Raw genomic sequence first — 22715 nt, forward strand, 5'->3', positions numbered from 1 at the left:
GAAAGATTCCAAACCTTTTAGTTATCGTCGTCGTCACCACCATCGTCAGAAGGTGGTGCGCTATTTCCACCATCTGGAGAAATAGCAATGAACAGAGACTGGTTATCCCGCATAACCCGTAACAACACAGGTTTTTTAGAAGCCAGCGCAGCCTTAACACTGGCAACCGCAGCACGAGGGGAATCAACCGCCTGACTTCCAACGGCCTGGATAACATCACCAGGGCGAATACCTGCCTGATCTGCCGGGGAACCAGGGTCAACGTCACTCACCACAACGCCACGCACATCAGCAGAAAGCCCCAACTGCTGGCGCACATCGCGTGAGAGCGGTGCCAAGGCAATACCAAGCTTCTGGCCACGGGCCACGTCCGTATTGCCACTGTTACTGCCATCTGTAGATGCCGTTTTCAGATCTCCAATGGTCACTGTAGCTGTTTGTGCCTTGCCACCGCGCAGATAGCCAATGGTGACCTGCTTGCCCGGCGCCATAGATGCCACACGCACAGCCAGATCATGCGGATTGCTCACTTTCTGCCCATTAAAATCGGTAATCACATCTTCCGATTTCAGGCCAACTTTGTCTGCCGGGCTACCGGGGCTTACGCTTGCCACCAGCGCGCCAACCGGCGGAGCCCCTGGCGTGGCAGGTGCTGGCAAGCCAAGGGCACGCGCCATAACTGGGGAAATAACCTGTGCATTTACCCCCAGATACCCACGCACCACGTGGCCAGTTTTGCGGAGCTGTTCAACCACATTGCGCACGGTGTCTGATGGAATGGCAAACCCAATGCCAATAGAGCCACCGCCAGAAGGTGAAAGAATAGCGGTATTGACCCCAACAACCTTGCCATCCTGCGTAAACAGCGGGCCGCCAGAGTTACCACGGTTGATAGGTGCATCAACCTGAATGAAGTTATCGTAAGGGCCTTCGTTAATGTCTCGTCCACGGGCGGAAACAATACCTGCGGTAACAGTGCCGCCCAGCCCATATGGGTTACCAACAGCAATCACCCATTCACCCGGCTGCACATCATCCGATTCGCCCAGTTCAATAAAGGGCAGCTTTTCGGATGTTGTCACCTTTAACAGCGCCAGATCAGTCTTGCCATCACGCCCCACCACCTTGGCGGGCAGAGTTGTGCCGTCATCCAGTGTGACCGTAACCTTGGTGGCGCCTTTCACCACATGGTTGTTGGTCACAACATAACCATCGGCGGAAATCAGGAAGCCGGAGCCTCTGGCCTCAATTGTCTGGCGAGAAGGCTGCGGCATCATCTGGAATGGAAAAGGAAACGGAAAAGGCATACCGCCCATTCCGCCGTTATCACCTTCCACCGCATCTGCCCGAATCATGGATGTAATAGACACCACAGCCGGCTTAACCTGCTTTACCAGACTCACAAAATCCGGAATCCGCTGAGAGGTGGGGGTGTTGGGCTTGATAACACTGTCAGCTTCTGCGCGTGCTGGCATGCTGCACCATGGAGCGGCTGCCGTTACCATTACACAGCTTGCCAGAAGGGCCGACATCCAATTACGGCGCTTGTTCCGCGCCCAAACTTTTGTCACAGATTTTCCCGACATCACGACTTCGACTGTTCCTTGTTTTATCCCGGCAGGACAATTCCCGGACGGTCCAAACACCCATCTCCGGCAGCCCCCACAGATTGCCCAGAGTTTACAGTGCCTTACGCCTGCAATGCTAACATGGTTTCTCAACCAAGAAAAAAAAGCGACATCTTCGTAATGTCACAAGATGTTATCGACAGCGTAGTTTCTGGAAAAAAGCTTTCAGTATTCCTGCCGCCTCCCGTTCTCTCACCCCGCCTATAACTTCCATATGATGTAAGGTTTCGGGCCGATGCGGCAAACGTGCGCCATGCTCTACTCCCCCACCTTTAGGATCATACGCCCCAAACACCACCCTCCCCAGCCGGAAATGCGCCATGGCGGCCGCACACATAGGGCACGGCTCTAACGAAACAAATAAGGTGCAATCTGCTAGTTTCTGCCCCTGCCGCTGTTGCACTGCTTTGCGCATCACCAACATTTCCGCATGGGCAGAAGGGTCATGCAGTTCTTCTACCCGATTCCCGGCCTGCGCCAGTATCTTTCCATTACCATCCAGCAGCACGGCACCTATAGGCACTTCTCCTCTGTCGGCAGCAAGTTGTGCCTGCTGTAATGCCTGCGCCATGCCGTTTTGTTTCATCATACTCAGTGCTCACGAAATGTTACTTTTCGGAAATCGAAACGTTCAGGTTTTTTTCGCTTTGATCTGCTGGAAAATATCCAGATTTTTCTTGCAATCCTGCATATTTTTTTGTCATCCTGCCTTAAAGGAGCCTTAATCCGTTCTGTAACAGAGCGTGAGGGAGCCTTTTTGGGGTTGCTCTTTTGCAATCATACCAAACCCGATCGAGGAGGGTCAGAAACATGCATAGCCTGTCTTTCATTCTGGCTGCTGCGGCCATTGGATTTGGTCTCGCCATTGCAGACGGTGTCAATTACGAACCGGCAAGCTTGGCACCGCCCCCCACGGCTACCAAAACCCTTCCCATCAGCATTCCTTCCTTTTTGTCACGCTAACAAGCTGGCCAGAAACGGATTGGCCGCACGGGTTTTGTTTCCCGCGCCAGTTATTTGCTACATATCTCCTGAAAGAACGGCTTTCACCCCTCTTCCCATCCCGTTCTTTCAGGATCGTGGTATATGACAGAAAAACGCCCCGTTATTGGTATTACGCTTGATTTGGAAGATGGTGGAGAAGGCCAGTATTCCCGCTTTAAATGGTATGCCATGCGGGAAAATTATATGTCTGCCGTTTCTACTGCTGGTGGATTGCCTATTGCGTTACCGTTATTTCCGCAGCTTTGTGCTGACTACATGCCTCTTTTGGACGGGCTGATTATTACAGGTGGCGCTTTTGATATTGACCCTACGCTGTATGGGGAAACGCATGTTCACCCAACCATAAACCTGCGCCCACGCCGTACGCAGGCAGAAGCGGCATATCTGGCTGCTGCCTTGCAACGTGATATGCCGGTTTTGGGAATATGCGGTGGCATGCAGCTTATAGCCGTGGCCCTCGGTGGCAGCCTGATCCAGCACATCCCGGAAGAATGCCCAATAGCCCTTCCGCATGAGCAACCAAACCCACGGGATGAAGCAAGCCATAGTGTGACAATAACACCCAATACCTTATTGGCCCGATGCACGGCCAACCGCACTCGTATTGGTGTTAATTCCTCGCACCATCAGGCTGTCAAAACACCCGGGCGAGGCCTTATTAACGCTGTGGCAGAAGATGGTATTATTGAAGGGATTGAAGATCCCGCACATTCTTTCTGCCTTGGGGTGCAATGGCACCCGGAATTTGGCATAGACCCAGCAGACAAAGCACTTTTCAAAGCCTTCATACAGGCAGCAGGAGATTCAGCGTGACGCAGGAAACCCGAGGGGAACGCATAGCAAAGTGGCTGGCCCGCAGTGGCGTTGCCAGCCGCCGTGATGCGGAACGCATGATAGAGGAAAACCGGATCCGCCTGAATGGCCAGCCTGTTACACACCCTGCCACCTTTGTTACAAATGGCGATATTGTGCAGGTTGATGGAGAACCGGTTTCGGCCCCCGAACGCACACGTTTGTGGCGCTACCATAAACCAGATGGCTTGGTGACCACACATAAAGACCCCGAAGGACGACCCACGGTTTTTGCCTCCCTGCCAGAAGGCATGCCCCGCGTGATCAGTGTGGGCCGTCTTGATTTGAACAGTGAAGGACTGCTGCTGCTCACCAATGATGGTGAACTGGCCCGCAGGTTGGAACTCCCCTCCAATGGCTGGCTGCGCCGCTACCGTGTGCGTGTTTTTGGCGTGGTGGACGAAGAACGCTTGGCAAATCTGGCGCAGGGCAGCGTGTTTGACGGTGTGCGCTATGGCCCCATTCATGCTGTTCTGGATTCGCGCAAAGGGGACAATGCGTGGCTGACCGTTTCCCTCAAGGAAGGCAAAAACCGTGAAATCCGTAAGGTGATGGCAGGCATGAACCTGCATGTCAGCCGCCTGATCCGCACCAGTTACGGTCCTTTCCAGCTTGGCACCTTGCAGCGCAGAGAACTGGAGGAGGTTTCGCCCCGCGTGCTGCGTGACCAGTTACCCAAAGCGGCAGAAAAAGCCCCGACTGCCCGGCGCACACCTGCAAAACAGGCGGACTGATGGTTCGGATTATTGCTGGCAGCCGCAAGGGGCGAGTGCTGACAGTTCCTGCTGGGCAGACCACGCGCCCTACGGCAGACCGCGTGCGGCAAGCCCTGTTTGATATGCTGCTACACGCCCCTTGGGGTGGGCCTGCGCTTATCTGCGGGGCACATGTACTGGATGCTTTTGCCGGAACTGGGGCTTTGGGGCTGGAAGCTCTTTCTCGCGGGGCAAAACATGCAACTTTTTTTGAAACCAGCCGCCCTGCTCTGGCTGCGTTACGCGCCAATATTCAAGCCTGCAAGTGGCAGGAAAACTGCACCGTCCTTGCACGGGATGTGACGGACCCACCCGCTGGCTCATCGCCCGCTGAACTGGTGTTTCTGGATCCACCCTATCATCAAAATCTGCCCGTTCGCGCGCTTGATGCTTTACAAGGCAAAGGGTGGATTGCAGCAAATGCCATTGCAGTAATTGAAACAGGCCGTGAGGAACCTTTGCCTTTCCCTTCTGAGGAAAACACGCCTGAAAAAACAGGCAGACCAGTTTTTCTGGCAGAACGTCAACATGGGGCTGCCCGATTTTCTATCTGGCGGCTTTAACCTTTAACCCGTTCAGCAGGTGCGCTACATAGGCAGAACGAAAATGGATTTTACGCAAACAGAAGGTAACGGCATTCATGGCTGGCAGCGTTAACAAGGTTATTCTGGTCGGCAATCTGGGCAAAGACCCTGAAGTGCGCTCCAGCCAGAGCGGTGCAAAAATTGTTTCCTTCTCTCTGGCAACCAGTGACACATGGAATGACCGTGCATCTGGTGAACGGCGTGAACGCACGGAATGGCACCGCGTTGTTATTTTCAATGAGCGTCTGGCAGATGTGGCAGAACGCTTCCTGCGCAAAGGCCGCAAGGTTTATCTGGAAGGGTCTCTGCAAACCAGAAAATGGACAGATCAGGGTGGGCAGGAACGCTACACAACGGAAGTAATTATTGACCGCTTCCGTGGGGAACTGGTTCTGCTGGACAGCCGCAATAGCGGTGAAGGTGAAGGCGGTGGTGGCTTTGGCGGTGGAAGCAGCTACGGCGGCTATAACAGTGGCGGTGGCGATTATGGTGGGGGCGCTTCATCCGCATCTGCACCGCGCCAGCTTCCTGCACAGCGTGGTGGCAACAATAACTCCGGCGGCTGGGATGCTTCTGGTGGCAATGGGGATCTTGATGACGAAATCCCATTCTAATTAGCTGAATTGATTGGTAGCTGGCTGTTATATTTTGCAGCCAGCCTTACCCATTCCAGACATGCCCCCTGCTGCTTTTTCCTCAATCCGTGTCAAGCTGGCTGGATATCTGACAGCAGCAGGTTTGGTATGTCTGACGATATTTCCATTTTTTCTTTTCTACAGCCGCGCCCTTTCAGATACTTTTGCATCTGTAATAGGCGGGTTATTTCTCCTGCACAGTGCCCTGTTGAAAGACTGGTATTGGCTTAAACAGCCGTGGCTTAAACTGGCTGCCTTATTTTGTGTGCTCTGTCTGCTTTCCTCCGTGCATGTTGGCATTACGGGTGAATGGGTGCAGGCACTCTGCCTGCCGCGGCTTTTTCTATTCTGCATCGCGCTACAAAGCTGGCTTCTTTCCACACAAACACGCCGCATATGGATGGAAAGACTCTGCCTGCTGGCTGCCCTATGGCTGATAAGCCAATGCTGGCAACAATATCTGACAGGTACCAACCTGATGGGAATGCCACGCTGGGGGGATGGCAGCCTGACAGGACCATTTACAAAACCCCGTGCGGGATTCACGCTGCTGATGCTGTTTTTCCCCGGCATTATGCCAAGCGTTTTACGCCTGTTGCGCCATAATAAGCTCAAATACTGGGCATTGGGCTGCCTGCTTCTGTTATTGGGCGTAACAACCATGGTGCTTATTGGCCAACGTATGAGCTGCGTGCTGCTCTTTTTTGGGATGTCCCTTACAGCGTTTATCTTCCCCCGTTTTCGTCTTCCCTTTGGTCTGATTCTTGCCTGTGCCGGAGGGCTGATTGCCAGCCTGCCTGTTATTTCTCCGCCCGTTTATGCCAAGCTTGTTCTTAAATTTTCTGATCAATTGCACCATTTCGCACAAAGTGATTACGGCAGGCTTTTCCGCTCCGCCCTTGTCATGGTTGCCCAGCATCCATGGATGGGTTTGGGAATGGATGGTTTTAGAAACTTTTGCCACGAGCCAATTCAAACCCATGCCTTTTCTTTTCTGGGCATGGAAACACTTGGCAACGATACAGACCGCGGCTGTAACATTCATCCGCACAATTATTACCTGCAAGTTGCCACAACAGCCGGTTTACCGGGGCTTATAGTGTTTATAGGGCTGGCTTTTTTGTGGCTGCGCGCCGGATGGCAGGCGCTGGATATAGAGGATCATCCACAACAAGCCATGCTGTTTGTAGCCTGTTGCATTCTTTTGTGGCCCGTAACGTCCACAAGCGCTGTTTTCTCTTTCCCTACAGCAGGCTGGCTATTTTTGTTTGTTGGCTGGCTTCTGGCAGCATCAAGTTCACACAAACGTGCATAAGTTTATTAAGGAAGTGTTTGTTTAAGCGGGAACCTTTTTAAAATATTTTTTCATTACTCATTTTAAATGCAGTCTTTTCTTGCTCTTACTTTACCGTGGCATTCTTTTCTGCGCTTTTGATACATAAAATTCTTGGCGGGTGAGCGGGATACCGCTATAAGCCGCGTCATTCTTTCAAGGCAGGCTTCCTGTCATTGCAAAGGCTGACGACAGACATGATTACCTTACCGCCAGATTATCGCCCCTCTGAAGATGAAGAGTTCATGAACCCCCTTCAGACGGAATATTTCCGGCAGAAACTGCTTAAATGGCGTGCCGATCTTCTTAAAGAAGCCGGAGATACGCTTGCCAGCCTTTCTGAAGGCGGCATTCACGAAGCAGACATTACCGACCGCGCCAGTGTGGAAACAGACCGCGCGCTGGAACTGCGTACGCGTGACCGCGCCCGCAAGCTGATTGGCAAGATTAACCTTGCCCTGCAGCGGGTTGAAAATGGCACATATGGTTACTGTGAAGAAACGGGTGAACCTATTGGCCTGAAGCGGCTGGAGGCGCGCCCGATTGCTACACTTTCCATTGAAGCGCAGGAACAGCACGAGCGCATGGAAAAAACCCACCGGGACGATTAATTTTTCGTTTTTTTTACTGCATCCGGTCTTGCGGCGTTACGCATGAACAGCTAGAACGCCCGCAGACTATGCTGCTGTAGCTCAGTGGTAGAGCACTCCCTTGGTAAGGGAGAGGTCGACAGTTCAATCCTGTCCAGCAGCACCAGTCTCTCCTTGATAATTTTGTTGTGCATACCCTTGCTCATTTGCAGAGCAAAGCTCTCTCTTTCGTCTGGGCTCTGTTAGATCTGCCTAGCCAGACGTTGGAATATGGCATCGCCATTTTCAAAAAACTTTTCTTTGCTAAACTTTTCCAGCACAAACTGTCTTGCACTCTGGCCTACTTGGGCAAGCCGCTCTGGGTGAGCAAGAACTGTGGCCAATGTATCGGCCAGCATAACCGGGTCTTCTGGCTTTATTTTCCAGCCCGTTACGTTCTCTATAATAGACCGATCCATTTCCCCTACATCTGTGCCAATTACGGGCAAGCCAACCTGCATGGCTTCGTGCATGGCAATGCAAAATCCTTCGCGTCGAGATGGCTGGAGATAAAGATGTTGGGTCTGCAGAAAATGCTCAGATGAAGATGCAAAGCCAGCAAAACGAATATTTGTCAGCTTCAAATTCTTTACCATCTGCTCCAGATGGACGCGCTCTTGCCCTTCTCCAGCAACAGTTACTTCAAACGCGGGCAGAGATGTATAAGACTGAAGGCGCTTGAGAGCTGTGCACAGAATGTCGTACCCTTTGGCTATATGCAGCCGCCCAAGAGAGCCCGCGCGAATCACCTCTCCCCGCTGCCATGGCTGCGCAGGCTTAACCTCTGGAGAAGCCTGAAAAACCGGCCAAGACATTACCCTGCTTGCAGGGAGTTTAAGGCGCGTGCGCGTAATATCCGCCACACATTCTGAATCACATACCCATAGTTTTGAAAGAGATTTTGCTGCCCGTAAAAGGCGGACATTTCCCGGTTTTAAAAACGCATTATGCTGCCAACTAATAACCGGCACCCGCAAGCTACGCCCAACCTGCTGCCCAATAAGCGTGGAACGGGTTAAAGATGTCCATATCTGGGTAGGGTGCCACGCAGCCAGTTTACGGCGTAACCAGAAATACGCTTGTAGGTGATCATTCTCTCCGCCTTCTCTGATATGGATCTCCAGCCCGGCAGCCTTGAGTGCTGGCTCTGCTCGCCTGTCTCGTGGAGTTAGTACAAAAACACCAACATCGCACCCGCGCGCACGAAAAAACCCGGTAACAGAGGGCACCATAGCGCCCGTACCGCCACCCTCTAACGAGTTAATAATATAAGCAATTTTTTTGGGATACCGCATATCATCAGCTCCTGCACAGGGAAACGATAACACCCCATCTGTTCAGAACTGATCAGGTCACCAAAAAACGTTTCCGACTAAAAAGGCAGCACCTTCAAATACTGAAAAATGCTGCCTTGGCAAAACTATCGGCCTCGGCCGCCTCCGGGGCCACCACCATGGCCGCCGCCACCCGGACCACCTCCGCCAAAATGACCGCCCCCTCCGCCGGGGCCCATTCCACCTGGCGGGCGTCCGCCGCCTCCACCGCCGCCAGGGCGTGGGCCTATTCCACCACCACCTGGTGGTGGGCCTCCGTGGCCACCTGGGCCACCATGTGGGCCAAAGCCTGACCGTGGGGGACGTGGGCCACGACCACCGCCCCAGCCTCCTCCCCAACCGCCATAACCATAATAATCATCATACACGGGGCCATAGCCTGAATATCCATAAGGATAATACAAACCGCCATCACCATAATAGGGACCACCGCATGCGCTCAGGCTGCACAGCAACCCCAGAGCAGACAGCTTTAATGTCAGTTTTTTCACGGTAGCCTCCTTATCGGTTTATCAGGCTGAAACCCCAACCTTCACCAGAACATGATGTTTTTTGCCAGCAGAAAGTTTAATGGCGCCATCAATCATATCCTGCTGCGTAATCAGCTTATTTTCATCCTGTATCACATCATTATTGAGGCGTGCGCCCCCGCCTCTTATCAAGCGCCGGGCTTCCCCGTTTGTCTTCACCAGTCCAACCTCTGCAAAAAGACGAAAAGCCGGAATACCCGCAGTTATATCGGCTTCGGCCACTTCATGCACCGGCAAGTCTGCAGCAGCCACGCGGCCTTCCTCAAACGTCTGGCGGGCAGCTTCTGCCGCCGCCAAAGCTGCATTCCGCCCATGGCACAAGGCTGTCGCCTCTGTTGCCAGCACCTTTTTGGCTTCGTTGATTTCCGCGCCTTGCAAGGCTTCCAGACGCGCACATTCTTCAAGCGGCAGTTCCGTAAACAAGCGCAGAAAACGGCCTACATCCGCATCTTCCGTATTGCGCCAGAACTGCCAGTAATCAAACACTGGCAAGCGTTTTTCAGAAAGCCACACCGCACCATTGGCTGTCTTGCCCATTTTGGCGCCAGATGACGTTGTAAGCAGCGGTGTGGTCAGCCCCATAACGCTTTTCTGATCCGTGCGGCGCACAAGTTCTACGCCGGAAATAATGTTGCCCCATTGGTCTGACCCACCAAGCTGCAACACCACATCCATACGGCGGTTTAGTTCACGGAAATCATAGGACTGGAGAATGGAGTAATTGAATTCCAGAAATGTTAGCCCCTGCTCACGTTCAAGGCGATTTTTTACGGAATCAAATGCCAGCATACGATTGATGGAAAAATGCACGCCCACATCACGCAGCAGATCAATATAGGCCAGTTTATCAAGCCAATCTGCGTTGTTCACAAGTGCTGCTTCTGATGCCCCCTCACCAAAGGTAAGAAACTGGCGCAGGCAACCTTCAATACCAGCCAGGTTGGTCTGGATGATATCTTCTGTCATCAATCGCCGGGCTTCTTCGCGGAAGGATGGATCCCCAATACGGGCCGTGCCGCCACCCACCAGTGCGACAGGGCGATGCCCGTGTTTTTGCAGCAGCCGCAACATCATAATCTGGATAAGGCTGCCTACGTGCAAACTATCTGCCGTAGGATCAAACCCAATATAGGCCGCAACGGATTTTTCTGCCATCAGCGCATCCAGCGCATCGGCATCCGTGCACTGAAAAATAAAGCCGCGCGCTGCGGCCTCCCGCATGAAAGAACTCTTAAACCCGTTCTCGACCATTATCTTGTCCCTTCTCTCCGGCCCCTATCTGCGGGGCAGAACCAGCAGACAGACGCTCTAGCATGGGAGAGCAAAGAACAGAAACACTCAGCCCAACCGCATTTGGCTGAAAAAAACTTTAGGCTGTACCACCCACGGTCAGACCGGTCATTTTAAGGGAGGGCTGGCCTACCCCTACCGGCACGCCCTGCCCGGCTTTACCGCATGTGCCAATACCGGGGTCCAGTTCCAGATTGCCTCCAATCATGGAAACCTGTGTCATGGCCTCTGCCCCACTTCCAATCAGGGTTGCGCCTTTTACTGGCGCTGTGACACGGCCATTTTCGATCAGATAGGCTTCAGAGGCGGCAAATACAAACTTGCCTGATGTAATATCCACCTGCCCGCCCCCAAAATGCACGGCATATAAGCCGCGCTTTACAGAGGAAATCATTTCCTCTGTTGTAGAGGAACCGGGCTGCATGATGGTATTGGTCATGCGCGGCAAAGGCATATGCGCGTATGACTGGCGACGGCCATTTCCTGTGGGCGCCACCCCCATAAGGCGGGCATTGAGCCTATCCTGCAAGTAGCCTTGCAAAATCCCGTCCTCAATCAACACTGTGCGGCCTGTGGGTGTGCCCTCATCATCAATGGTCAGGCTTCCACGTCGATCTGGCAAAGATCCATCATCCACTACTGTTACCCCAGGGGATGCAACACGCTTGCCAATACATCCGGCAAAAACAGATGTGCCTTTACGGTTGAAATCACCTTCCAACCCGTGGCCAACAGCTTCGTGCAATAAAATACCGGGCCAACCTGCCCCCAGCACAACCTCCATGGCCCCTGCCGGAGCGGGCTGTGCTTCCAACGCAACCAATGCCTGCCGCATAGCTTCATCCACAGCACCCTGCCATGTTTCTTCATTCAGCAAACGGTTGATTTCATATCGGCCACCCAACCCGTAGCTTCCACTTTCACGCTTGCCATCATGTTCCACAACAACAGATACATTCAGCCGCACCAATGGCCGCAAATCCGCCGCCCGCGTGCCATCGGCCCGCATGATCTGCACAGCCTGCCATTCCCCTGTAAGAGAAGCCATAACCTGCACCACGCGGCTATCCTTGCCGCGCGCATAGGCATCTATCTGTGAAAGGAGGCCAGAGCGTGTGGCAAAATCGCTTTCACCCAGCGGATTTGCATCTGTATAAAGCCGCTGGTTTGTGGCCCGTGGGGGCGCTGCCATCTGGCCAGAACGCCCGGCACGTACCGCACTTACTGCATCGACCGCACGGAGCAAAGAAGACCGGCTGAGTTCATCAGAATGTGCAAAACCTGTTTCTTCCCCCAATACAGCGCGCAAGCCAAACCCGCTGCTGGTATTAAAAGAGGCAGAGCGAATCACACCATCATCAAGTGAGATACCCTCACTTTCTCTGTACTCCAGAAAAAGCTCGCCATCTTCCATGCCGTCCAAAGCCGTTTTTGTCAGCTTTTCCGCATCATCTTTATGCAGCTGCGCATCAGGACGATGGAAAAACAGCGCGTCCGTAACAGCCAAAGCACCCGGATGCTGAGAAGAAGAAGACATGCACGACAACCCTTCAGGAAGAAATGGCCATACCGTAATGGCGCATACACAAAACATAGGAAGTTAAACGGCCACGTAAACCCGGTATGGCGGCCTTTTCCATCTTTCGGCTGGCAGAGCCTGATTTATATGCCTGGCAGTTCATTAACAGTGACAACACGCCAGCCCACTTCCAGACGTTCCAGAATAGTGAGCGCCAGATTTTGCACGGAAAAATGGAGCGCGGTTTGGGCATGAATGTGTAAGGCATGCGCCAAAGCTGCACGCACCACTCCACCATGCGTCACGGCAACAATATCCTGATGGGCATATTTTTGTGCAAGTCTGTCCAACAAGCGGCCTACACGTGCGCAAACATCAATCATACTTTCGCCTTCAGGTGGGCATTCTGTAGCACCCACTGCCCAGAAAGGATGAGGAGCAAGATTGAGATGTTGCGGGAGCTCCTCATAGGGCAAACCCTGCCACTTACCCAGATTTTGCTCAATCAGATCTGGCTCCACTGTTAGTGTGGCCGGGCCATAACCTGCTTCCTGCACAGCCAATGCTGTACGCTGTGTTCGAGATAGCGGGCTAACAAGCCAATGTGCAGGTTTTGGCAAACGTTCCGCCAAAGCCCGGTACATAGGCCGTTGGGCAATAAGACTATCTGGGCACAAAGGCACATCCATGGCCCCGTACATGCACATACGGGCATTTTCTTCCACCAGTGCATGGCGGATCAGCCAAAAGCGCGTAATACCGGGGGCAAGTTTGGGACCATCCAGAAAATGATCCTGAGATGAGGGTAAAACCTTGGGAAGATCTCTGATTTCATTCATAGTGTGTGTTGTGCGGCCACCTTTTATGCAACGCAAGAGCGGAAAAATCTGCCCTACAATGCAACAGGCAGCAACGTCTCCGCCTCTATATCCATGATGTTTTCCGGGGGCGCAGAAAGCTTTTTTTCTTCAGATTTTTGTAAAAATGCCCAATAGCGCAGGATCAGAACAATCTTTTCCAAAGCATTTTGGATATTTTGTCTTTCCTGCTCCAAATAGGCATCATACATCATGCCAGTTGGCATATCTGATCCAGAAATATGGCGTGCACTTACCGAAATTCTTAACGCGCCAGCCATTTGCCCCCGTGCGCCCCCATATGGCACTGCAACAGGCTGCCCCAAATGGTAACTATTGGCCATAATCCGGCGCACAGTATCTGAGCAGCCAAATGGCAGATACCCAGCAAGATCCTGTTTTAACCACACATACAACTGGCGGCATTCTTCAAAATCAAGAACCGGAAGCAAGCCACCATGCTCCCCACTTTTTACCAGAAAAGAAAAAATGGTTTGGTGGTTATCCCATGCGTTGGGCAGAGCATCCCGTGTGATAAACGCCTCGGCCAACAGTTCCACTCTCTGATTCTGTTTCAGAATATGGCGTATTCCGCTTAAAAAACTTTCCAAACGACGTATTTTTTCTACCGCCGGAACTTCAGAGAAACGTTTGATTTCCGCACATGCGCCAACCCAGCGAAGCAGCAGCCCCAAGTTAAACCCGTTATTTAAAAAGGCTGTTGCCTTGCAGGTCGGCCAGTCTGCCTGATTAAAATAGGCTGCCAATCCAGAGGGCAGCACAGCATGGGCCAACCGTTGTTTCCACGTTTTCGGGAGTAGAAGAGCGCCACAAAATGCTGGCCCGGTATAAAATTTGGAACCAGTAACCATCACAGCCCAATTCTGCTGCAAATAGGCTTTTATGCGTTCAGGCATCAAACGCGCCTGACAGGCATCAACCACAACATCTATCTGGCCCGGATATGTATGACACAGCGCCTGCACAACCTGTATATCCGGCACAAGCTGGCCTGTTTTGGAGGTATCCAACAAATAAAGCAGCACACGTTGCCCCGCCTGTATGGCTTTATGAATTTGCTGCTGACAAATATGGAAAATATTTTGCCGGGAATTCAGTTCTCCATTTTCGGTGCGCAAAGGGGCTGTCACCAACTGCGTCCCCGCCGGGAAGCCAGCTATTTTCTCACTTTTCCGCACACGAACACCCAGAGCTGTCGTGCTGGCAAAATGCCTGCCCTGAGTCGCCAAAGGCACACCGCTACCTGTTTCTTCCACCCCAGCCAAAACCACACAGACCGCAGGATTAAGGGGTAACGATAACGCAAGCGCCGCCAGAACAGAATCCGTTCCCGATGGGGCCAAAATACAGTTATCTGGTGCTTCAACTCCGTAATATTGCGCAAGAAACGTTTTAATCTCCGTTTCCAATGCACATAACGGATGTTCTGGCGGCTGCACCAACATATCCCGCACCAACTCCAGCCGCTTTTGCTCTATGGCGTTGAACGCAAATAAAGATGGTGATGACGCTGTGGAAGAAGAATACTGCCCACCCGCACCAGACGGGCCATAAATACATCCGTAACGATTCTGGCGCGTTTGCGAATCCAGACCAAGTCTTTCATCGCCGCCTTCTGCCATCAGCACATTGGATGACCCCAGATACGGCCAGACATGTTGTGCCCACTGGTAAAAATTTGAACAACTTTCTGTGTAAGCAGAAACGGACTGCAAACCCGTATCGATCAAAAATATGGAAAAAACCTGCTGTTCACACGTATTCCATAACCATTTCTGGTCAGGCACAATATCTGCGGCCACTGCTTCAACCCATGTTTCAGGGGAAATTTCCATATTCGTGGCAGATGCTTTCCAGCAACGTGCGGCACTTCGCGCACCGGCAACCCATATACGTTTTAAATCTTTCTCCGAAACAGGTGCCGACAGGCCATTCAAAAGAAAAGCCATCTCCAACGCCATACGGGCGTAAAAAAAAGCCACCGCACTGCTTTCCAGCACAGGCTTCCCGAAAACCGCTGTCCAGAGTCCTTTTATATTTTGCAAAACAAACGGGAAAGATTGGTCTGGTTTTCCAACAACAGGAGAGGAATCAGCTAGAAATTCCAGTTCCGGAACCATATGCACCCACTGCACTGGATCTGTTAGGCTGGTTCCTGTCATTGAATTAAAAACACCCTCATCTATAGAAGTTCTACCTCATCAGACCCAGTATAATTTTATCTAACGGCCAAGACATCCTTTTCTATCCAGATTTGCACAGAAATAACATAAGAATGCTGGAGAATTGCTTTCTTCTCCCATATGACTGATAAGCTCTTATCAGGCAATTATATCATTTTTGGTCTTGAAGAACGGTATAGCATGCGCATCTTATTAACAGGCGGCTGTGGATTTATCGGATCTGCTGTTATCCGTCATATCATACACGATACTCCACATTCTGTCTTAAATGTTGACTGCATGACCTATGCAGCCTCCCCTGAGACTGTTGAGGATGCTCCCCAAAGCGAGCGTTATACATTCTCACAAACCAACATCACAGATACGGCGGCGCTGGAAAAACTGTTCAGCAGCTTCAAGCCGGATGCGGTCATGCACCTGGCAGCAGAAAGCCACGTTGACCGCTCCATTGATGGGCCGGGTGTCTTTATTCAGACAAACGTGGTGGGTACATATTCCATGCTGGAAGCTGCCCGCAAATACTGGATGGGCCTGGATGAGGAAGCACAAAAAGCTTTCCGCTTCCATCACATCTCAACAGATGAGGTTTTTGGGGCTTTGGGGCCAAAAGACCCTCCGTTTACCGAAACCACTCCGTATGACCCGCGTAGCCCATATTCTGCCAGCAAGGCGTCTTCCGATCATCTGGTGCGGGCGTGGTATCATACATTCGGGCTGCCGACTTTTGTCACCAACACGACAAACAACTACGGCATCTGGCATTTCCCTGAAAAGCTGATCCCGTTGATCACCATCAATGCCATTGAGGGCAAGGAACTGCCTGTATACGGCAAGGGTGACAATGTGCGTGACTGGCTGTTTGTAGAAGATCACGCCGAAGCACTGGTAAAGGCCGTTGAAAAAGGCGTGCCGGGAGAAACCTACGCAATTGGCGCACGCCAGCCGCGCACCAATCTGGAAGTTGTGCAGACAATTTGCCGGATTCTGGATGAGCTTGCTCCCGATGCCGCAGGCCCCCGTGAACGACTGATCCGTTATGTAACAGATCGTCCCGGCCATGATTTCCGCTACGAAATTGATCCTTCCCACGCAGAACAGGCATTGGGTTGGAAAGCCAAACATAATTTTGAAACCGGCATCCGCCGCACGGTCCAGTGGTATCTGGACAACCGCGTATGGTGGGAAAACATTCGTTCCCGCCGTTATACAGGACAGAGACTGGGAACAACCGCACAATGATTCATAAACCTTCCGCCCCCACCCCCATGAAAGGCATTCTGCTCGCTGGTGGCTCCGGGACGCGGCTTTATCCAATGACATTGGCGGCCAGCAAACAGTTGCTGCCAGTTTATGACAAACCAATGGTCTATTATCCGCTTTCCACGCTTATGCTGGCTGGCATCAAGGATATCATGATCATCAGCACCCCGCTGGATCTGCCCCAGTTCAAGCGGTTGCTTGGAGATGGCTCACAGTTTGGCGTGAACTTTGAATATCGCGTTCAGCCCACTCCTGATGGCATTCCGCAGGCATTTCTGATTGCTGAAGACTGGTTGCAGGGTTCACCCTGTGCGTTGGCTTTGGGTGATAACCTTATCTTTGCCGACCATCTGGGCGTTTCCCTACACAAAGCCGCAGCCCGCCCACAGGGGGCTACGGTTTTTGCATATCAAGTGCGTGACCCCGAACGTTATGGGGTTGTTTCCTTTGATGAAACAGACCGCGCCCTTGAAATTGTAGAAAAACCAACCAACCCACAATCCAACTGGGCGGTTACGGGCCTCTATTTTTATGACAATCGGGTTCTGGATTTTGCCAAACAGGTAAAACCCTCCGCACGTGGCGAACTGGAAATTACAGATCTCAACCGTCTTTATCTGGAAGAAGGTAACCTGCAGGTAGAGCGTCTGGGCCGTGGTTGTGCATGGCTGGATGCTGGTATTCCCGATAGTCTGCTAGAAGCCAGCCAGTTTGTACACACCATTCAGGCACGACAGGGTATGCTGGTGGGCTCCCCCGCAGAAGTGGCTTTCCGCATGGGCTATATTTCAGCCGATCATCTTAAAGACCATGCCAAACGCATGGGCAAAACAGAATTGGGACGGATACTCTTCGATCTGGCTTCAGCTGAAGAGAAAGACAACTAAAGTCGGCTTTTTCATTCCCTTCCAATAGCAACGTAGGAACTTTCCAAGCATGAAATCCGAACGTCTTGCCATTCCCGATGTTATTTTGATCACGCCACCACGCTTTGGTGATAACCGTGGTTTTTTTTCAGAAACCTATAATATTGAGCGCATGCGCGAAGCAGGTATTTCAGAACCTTTCGTGCAGGATAACCAGAGCCTTTCCCGCCAGAAAGGTGTTATTCGCGGCCTGCATTGCCAGCTTGATCCGTTTGCACAGGGCAAGCTGGTGCGTTGCACCCGTGGTGCCATCTGGGATGTTGCGGTGGATGCACGCACGGGGTCTCCCACTTACGGGAAATGGGTTGCGGCTGAACTTTCAGAAGAAAACTGGTCCCAGCTTTGGATTCCCGCAGGCTTCCTGCATGGTTTTTGCACGCTGACAGAAAATGCAGAAGTGCAATATAAATGCACCTCTCTTTATAACAAAGCCTCTGAACGTGCCGTTATCTGGAATAGCCCGGAACTCGGAATAGATTGGCCCGTTAAGGCTGAGGATGCCGTATTATCCGAAAAAGACATGCAGAATCCAGATTTTTCAGCCGCCAAGGGATGGTTCCAGTATGCAGGAGAAAAAGGCCAGGCATGAGCACTTTAGCTGAAACTGGTGGCCCTATTCTTGTTACCGGCGGAAAAGGCCAACTGGCAACATCTCTGGTAAATCTTGGTGGCCCGCGCATTCGCTGCGTCGGGCGCCCGGATTTTGATTTTGACCGCCCTGAAACTCTCTTGGCGACACTGGATGCAATTAAACCTGTAGCTGTTGTGAACGCCGCAGCGTGGACAGCTGTTGATCTGGCAGAAAGTGAGCCTGAAGCCGCCGCCCGCGCTAACACCACAGGGCCAGAATTACTGGCGCGTTTGTGTGCAGAACGTGGCATTCCCTTTATTCATGTCTCTACAGATTATGTTTTTAACGGAAACAAAGGCGCACCTTACGTAGAAACAGATCCTGTTTCTCCCCAGACTGTTTACGGGAGCACCAAGGCCGAGGGTGAACAGCGTATTCTCGCAGCAGACCCACAAAGCATTATTCTACGCACATCTTGGGTTTACTCTGCCCATGGTAAAAATTTTGTACGTACCATGCTCAACGCTGGCGCTAAAAACCCAGCCCTAAAGGTTGTAGGTGATCAGCGCGGCAACCCAACATGTTCTGATGATCTGGCGCACGCCATTCTTTCCATTCTGGCAACCATTGAAAAAACCGGCTGGAAAGATGAATACGCAGGTATTTATCATGCCTGTGGTACGGGTGAGACAACATGGCATGGTCTGGCAGAAGCTGCGCTACAAAAAGCAGCGGAATACGGCCAGCCCAAACCCACCATTACGGCCATCCGCACAGAAGATTGGCCAACTCCCGCCAAACGCCCAGCCGATTCCCGCATGGATAACAACAAGCTGAAGCGTGTATTTGGTATTCAGATGCCGCAATGGCAGGAAAGCGTAAACAAAGTGGTGCACAAGGTTTTTACGGCACCATCCTGACTTTTGGGGAACCAGGCGGCCCCAAGTTCTCGTCCTAACCCATACCGCCTGACAGAATACAAAAGTGAGCAGTCAGGTGCAGAAACCAAGCGCGCAACATGGGATGGTCCCTTTCCACTCTCAGGATACCATTCCTGTTGCCGTTTTGCTTTCCACATATAATGGCGCAGCATTTTTAAGCGATCTGCTGGCCTCTCTCAAACAACAAACCTACACTAACTGGATTCTCCTCTGGCGAGATGACGGCTCTACAGACACAAGCGTAGAGTGCATGCGTCAATTCACTGCGGAGGTTGGTGCCCATCGTTGCAGGCAAATCGTTTCTCCACCAGCGCACATAGGAGTCGTGCTTTCTTACGCAACGCTTCTGGAACATGTGCCATCAGGCTTTTTTGTTGCATTCTGTGATCAGGATGATGTCTGGTTCCCAAACAAACTGGAACGTGGTGTTACAGCTCTTAAAGCTCTCTCAAAACCCGTGCTTTATTGTTCCCGACAACGCCTGACAGATACAAATTTGCGCCCAATCGGAATATCACCGCGACTTCCATCAAACCCGTGTTTCCAAATGGCACTCACACAGAATATTGCCACAGGCTGCACGATTATGCTGACACCTTCGGCTGTCAGTTTATTGCAAGGCAGCTTGCCGCCGCCAAAACATATTCTGCATGATTGGTGGGCATATCTGGTTGTTACTGGCGCGGATGGCGTGGTTATTACGGATAATCAGCCCACACTGCTTTACCGCCAGCACAGCAACAATGCTGTAGGCGCACCAGCCTTGTTTGTTCAACGTGCACTTGCGGCTCTCAAACGTGGGCCGTGGCAGTTTATGTCTCTTTTTCGGGATAATCTGGTTTATCTGAACAAACAAACCTGTCTTTCCCTCAACAACAGCCATTTTACACGCGCGTTGCATCTGGTGCTTTTACAATCAGGACTGGTGGGGAGATGGCACAGATGGCGTATGCTTGAGCGCTCACCCAAACTGCGCAGATATACTTGGCCTGAGCAGTTTATTTTTAGACTATGGTTTCTATGGGGCTGAATAATACCCGAACTTTCTTGGCATATTCCTTAACAAAACCACGATCCAGTGCTTCTGCTATAAAGCTGTTCACGGTAGATTGCCGCAACTGCTAAGATCGAATCATTCTCATCAATCACCCGCAAACATTTTTCCCACACATTGGAAACATGTTTCGGCTTCTGGAGTCAGGATCAACACCCTTGGCGCGCATAAGCCCCACGCAATCCGATCATTATTCCCCTTCCTCACACAAAAGCACCTTGCGTTTGCGCTTGGAGGAAGGTGGTGGGCTCGCGCTATGTGTTCTGGCCTGTGCTCTGCTCGCGGCACTTGTCAGCTATAATCCTAATGATCCGTCTTTTAACACGGCAACCGGCCAGCCTCCTACCAATCTGCTGGGGCTGAGTGGCGCCTTTTTTGCAGATACACTTTTGCAAGGTGTTGGGCTGGCAGCCATTCTGCCCGCGTTAATTCTGATCGCATGGGGATGGCGGTTCATGAGCCACCGTCTGTTGGGGCATGAATCCTGGCCCGTATTTGCCATGCGCGTTGTCGCCATTTTGTGCCTATTACCTGTTTCTGGTGCACTTCTGGCTGCTCTTCCGCTTTTATTCACGGCCTTGCCCACCATCAACTGGCCAACCCAAGCCGGTATTGGTGGCGGTATTGGCCACTCTATTGCCCAAACATCCATTGCTGCCGGAATGGCCGCTATTGGCCCGGCAGGAGGAATGGTGCTGTGGCTGCTTGGTTTGCTACTGGCTTTTCTGCTTATGGCCTTGGCAACCGGCCTACGGCGTGAGGAATGGTTTGCAATCTGGCGTGTAACACTTGTTTTGCTGCGCCTCCCCGGAAAATTGGGAATGCGCTTTGTGCGTTACTACGCCAGCCGCAAACCACACGCAGATTCCTATGCATCTTCAGAACCAACCAATCTTTATAAAAGCCAGCCGCAATCCTCCGCGCAGCCCCTGTTTTCTCATGATGAACCATCAGTGGAAAATAGTGGCCCCTTTGCAACGCCAACATCTACGCCCGCATCGGCTGGCACAGCATTGATGTTACGTAATGAGGAAGACAGTAAAAAACCCACGGCTCCTTCGACGGAACTGGCACATCATACATCAGCAGACCCTGCACCCGTAACCACACCAACATCTGCTGCCTCTATTGTGACACCGGTTGCACCTCCTCCCCCACCGCCACCTGTTGCTGAAAAATCCTCCAAGCCGGGCATTCTGGGGCGTTTGTTTTCTGGCAGCGCACATCAGGAAAACGTCCCGCACTCCACAGCACGTGCGGGCACAACAGTGCGTAAAGGCGGGTGGGAGCTTCCGTCCCTCAACCTCCTCAAACCCGCTCCGGCCAACACACGGACAGGCCCTTCCCCCGAAGCACTCAACGCAACTGCACGACTTCTGGAACAAGTGCTGGCTGATTATGGCGTGCAGGGCAAAATTGTCGGTATGAGCGCTGGCCCCGTTGTTACACTCTATGAGTTGGAACCAGCTCCGGGCATTCGCTCAGCACGTATTATCGGTCTTTCGGATGATGTCGCCCGCTCCCTTTCCGTGCTGAGTGTCCGTATTGCCACCGTGCCGGGCCGCAACGTGATGGGGATTGAAGTACCAAACCAAACGCGTGAGACCGTGTATCTTTCCGAACTGCTCAACCAGCCTTCATGGCAGAATGATCCTGGGCAGCTTCCCTTGGCTTTGGGGAAAGATATTGCAGGTGAGCCCGTGTTCAGCGATCTGGCGCGCATGCCGCACCTGCTGGTGGCTGGCACCACAGGTTCGGGTAAATCCGTTGGTGTAAACGCCATGATTCTCTCGCTGCTTTATCGGCTTTCCCCCGATGAATGCCGCCTGATCATGATTGACCCCAAAGTGCTGGAGCTTTCCATTTATGATGGCATTCCACACCTGCTCACACCGGTGGTGACAGAACCCCCAAAAGCCGTAAACGCCCTGAAATGGGTTGTACGAGAAATGGACCGCCGTTACCGCACCATGGCGCATCTGCAAGTGCGTAATATTGCGGGTTACAATGCGCGCGCTGCAGAAGCACGCGCTGATGGGGAAGTGGTTGTACGCCGCGTGCAAACCGGGTTTGACCCCGAAACCGGCAACCCAGTGTTTGAGGAACAATCTGTTACACTGGACCCTATGCCATATATCGTTGTGATTATTGACGAAATGGCTGACCTGATGATGACGGCCGGGAAAGAAATTGATGCCTGCGTGCAGCGTCTGGCCCAAAAAGCCCGTGCAGCAGGTATTCACGTCATTATGGCCACGCAGCGTCCTTCTGTGGATGTTATTACCGGCACCATTAAGGCCAACTTCCCCACCCGTATTTCCTTCCAGGTGATCAGCAAGTTTGATAGCCGCACCATTTTGGGGGAACAGGGTGCGGAACAGCTTCTGGGCCAAGGTGATATGCTGTTCATGCAAGGTGGCGGGCGCATTACCCGTGTGCATGGGCCTTTTGTGGCGGACAGCGAAGTGGAACAAGTTGTTAATTTCCTGAAAGAACAGGGAGAACCTGTTTACGATGATGATGTGTTGGCAGAACCGGTGGATGAAACCGCATCTTCCAACAGTGGTTCAGGCCGCTCTGGCAACAGCGACAACGGCGAATCCGAAATGTATGATGAAGCTGTTTCCATTGTGACTACTGAAGGCAAAGCTTCCACCTCGTTCATTCAACGCAAGCTTTCCATTGGCTATAACCGTGCTGCCAAACTGATCGAGCAGATGGAAAAAGAAGGTATTATCAGCCGTGCAGACCACGTAGGCCGCCGGAAAGTGTTGGTTGGCGCTAACAAGGACGATTAAAGATTTTTCC

The 22715-nt window shown here is 52.1% G+C and carries 21 protein-coding genes and 1 tRNA gene; 14 read left to right on the plus strand and 8 right to left on the minus strand.

Translation table 11 applies throughout. The annotated features are described in order from the left end of the window. Window positions 1-17 precede the first annotated feature (17 nt). Window positions 18-1586: a Do family serine endopeptidase gene (locus tag CSR02_RS05445; protein ID WP_099540848.1), complete on the minus strand. Its 1569-nt coding sequence runs from the start codon at window positions 1584-1586 to the stop codon at window positions 18-20. A 175-nt stretch (window positions 1587-1761) separates the two neighbouring features. Continuing rightward, window positions 1762-2217, minus strand: a complete 456-nt coding sequence (locus CSR02_RS05450) for a nucleoside deaminase (RefSeq protein ID WP_042786475.1) — start codon at window positions 2215-2217, stop codon at window positions 1762-1764. 221 nt (window positions 2218-2438) lie between these two features. Here CSR02_RS05450 and CSR02_RS16525 point away from each other — a divergent pair, with 221 nt between their 5' ends. The 8 genes from CSR02_RS16525 (at window position 2439) to CSR02_RS05485 (ending at window position 7548) form a co-directional block, all read left to right on the plus strand. Beyond that, window positions 2439-2591: a hypothetical protein gene (locus CSR02_RS16525; RefSeq protein WP_167384097.1), complete on the plus strand. Its 153-nt coding sequence runs from the start codon at window positions 2439-2441 to the stop codon at window positions 2589-2591. Between the two features lie 123 nt (window positions 2592-2714). Then, entirely contained in the window at window positions 2715-3446 is a 732-nt protein-coding gene (locus CSR02_RS05455) for a gamma-glutamyl-gamma-aminobutyrate hydrolase family protein (protein WP_099540849.1), read from the plus strand. Beyond that, window positions 3443-4219 carry a pseudouridine synthase gene (locus CSR02_RS05460; RefSeq protein WP_099540850.1) on the plus strand — a complete coding sequence of 259 codons (777 nt, stop codon included), beginning with the start codon at window positions 3443-3445 and terminating at the stop codon, window positions 4217-4219. Before CSR02_RS05455 ends, CSR02_RS05460 begins: the two co-directional genes overlap by 4 nt. Then, window positions 4219-4803, plus strand: coding sequence for a 16S rRNA (guanine(966)-N(2))-methyltransferase RsmD (rsmD, locus tag CSR02_RS05465; protein ID WP_099540851.1), 585 nt, complete (start codon window positions 4219-4221; stop codon window positions 4801-4803). The genes CSR02_RS05460 and rsmD overlap by 1 nt, the downstream gene beginning before the upstream one ends. Before the next feature lie 77 nt (window positions 4804-4880). Continuing rightward, a complete protein-coding gene (ssb, locus tag CSR02_RS05470) occupies window positions 4881-5438 on the plus strand; it encodes a single-stranded DNA-binding protein (RefSeq protein ID WP_099540852.1) in 558 nt (185 codons plus the stop codon). Between the two features lie 61 nt (window positions 5439-5499). After that, window positions 5500-6774, plus strand: coding sequence for an O-antigen ligase family protein (locus CSR02_RS05475; RefSeq protein WP_099540892.1), 1275 nt, complete (start codon window positions 5500-5502; stop codon window positions 6772-6774). 215 nt (window positions 6775-6989) lie between these two features. Next, on the plus strand, window positions 6990-7403 hold the full coding sequence (dksA, locus tag CSR02_RS05480) for an RNA polymerase-binding protein DksA (protein WP_003626519.1): 414 nt from the start codon (window positions 6990-6992) through the stop codon (window positions 7401-7403). A 70-nt stretch (window positions 7404-7473) separates the two neighbouring features. Continuing rightward, window positions 7474-7548 (plus strand) — tRNA-Thr (locus CSR02_RS05485). Between the two features lie 76 nt (window positions 7549-7624). Here CSR02_RS05485 and CSR02_RS05490 read toward each other — a convergent pair. The 6 genes from CSR02_RS05490 to CSR02_RS05515 all read right to left on the minus strand — a co-directional run bounded on the left by CSR02_RS05490 (window position 7625) and on the right by CSR02_RS05515 (window position 15134). Beyond that, on the minus strand, window positions 7625-8716 hold the full coding sequence (locus CSR02_RS05490) for a glycosyltransferase family 4 protein (RefSeq protein ID WP_099540853.1): 1092 nt from the start codon (window positions 8714-8716) through the stop codon (window positions 7625-7627). A gap of 125 nt (window positions 8717-8841) precedes the next feature. Continuing rightward, a complete protein-coding gene (locus CSR02_RS05495; protein ID WP_099540854.1) occupies window positions 8842-9246 on the minus strand; it encodes a hypothetical protein in 405 nt (134 codons plus the stop codon). A gap of 21 nt (window positions 9247-9267) precedes the next feature. Beyond that, window positions 9268-10536, minus strand: a complete 1269-nt coding sequence (gene tyrS / locus CSR02_RS05500) for a tyrosine--tRNA ligase (RefSeq protein WP_099540855.1) — start codon at window positions 10534-10536, stop codon at window positions 9268-9270. 118 nt (window positions 10537-10654) lie between these two features. Continuing rightward, on the minus strand, window positions 10655-12112 hold the full coding sequence (tldD, locus tag CSR02_RS05505) for a metalloprotease TldD (protein ID WP_099540856.1): 1458 nt from the start codon (window positions 12110-12112) through the stop codon (window positions 10655-10657). Window positions 12113-12237: 125 nt separating this feature from the next. Next, window positions 12238-12933 (minus strand): histidine phosphatase family protein, encoded by a 696-nt coding sequence (locus tag CSR02_RS05510; protein ID WP_042786464.1) that lies wholly within the window; start codon window positions 12931-12933, stop codon window positions 12238-12240. A gap of 53 nt (window positions 12934-12986) precedes the next feature. Next, entirely contained in the window at window positions 12987-15134 is a 2148-nt protein-coding gene (locus CSR02_RS05515) for a GMP reductase (protein ID WP_099540857.1), read from the minus strand. 201 nt (window positions 15135-15335) lie between these two features. Here CSR02_RS05515 and rfbB point away from each other — a divergent pair, with 201 nt between their 5' ends. The 6 genes from rfbB (at window position 15336) to CSR02_RS05545 (ending at window position 22705) form a co-directional block, all read left to right on the plus strand. Beyond that, on the plus strand, window positions 15336-16394 hold the full coding sequence (rfbB, locus tag CSR02_RS05520; protein ID WP_042786567.1) for a dTDP-glucose 4,6-dehydratase: 1059 nt from the start codon (window positions 15336-15338) through the stop codon (window positions 16392-16394). Further along, on the plus strand, window positions 16391-17302 hold the full coding sequence (gene rfbA, locus CSR02_RS05525) for a glucose-1-phosphate thymidylyltransferase RfbA (RefSeq protein WP_042786462.1): 912 nt from the start codon (window positions 16391-16393) through the stop codon (window positions 17300-17302). The genes rfbB and rfbA overlap by 4 nt, the downstream gene beginning before the upstream one ends. Window positions 17303-17351: 49 nt before the next feature. Next, window positions 17352-17930 carry a dTDP-4-dehydrorhamnose 3,5-epimerase gene (rfbC, locus tag CSR02_RS05530; RefSeq protein WP_099540858.1) on the plus strand — a complete coding sequence of 193 codons (579 nt, stop codon included), beginning with the start codon at window positions 17352-17354 and terminating at the stop codon, window positions 17928-17930. Continuing rightward, window positions 17927-18832 (plus strand): dTDP-4-dehydrorhamnose reductase, encoded by a 906-nt coding sequence (gene rfbD / locus CSR02_RS05535; RefSeq protein WP_099540859.1) that lies wholly within the window; start codon window positions 17927-17929, stop codon window positions 18830-18832. The genes rfbC and rfbD overlap by 4 nt, the downstream gene beginning before the upstream one ends. A gap of 76 nt (window positions 18833-18908) precedes the next feature. Further along, the gene (locus CSR02_RS05540) at window positions 18909-19883 is read left to right on the plus strand and encodes a glycosyltransferase family 2 protein (protein WP_052013474.1); all 975 of its coding nucleotides are present in this window, start codon (window positions 18909-18911) and stop codon (window positions 19881-19883) included. 149 nt (window positions 19884-20032) lie between these two features. Continuing rightward, a complete protein-coding gene (locus CSR02_RS05545; protein ID WP_183172636.1) occupies window positions 20033-22705 on the plus strand; it encodes a DNA translocase FtsK in 2673 nt (890 codons plus the stop codon). Window positions 22706-22715 lie beyond the last annotated feature (10 nt).

The sequence above is a fragment of the Acetobacter pomorum genome (assembly GCF_002738225.1).
GTDB classification, from domain to species: Bacteria; Pseudomonadota; Alphaproteobacteria; order Acetobacterales; family Acetobacteraceae; genus Acetobacter; species Acetobacter pomorum.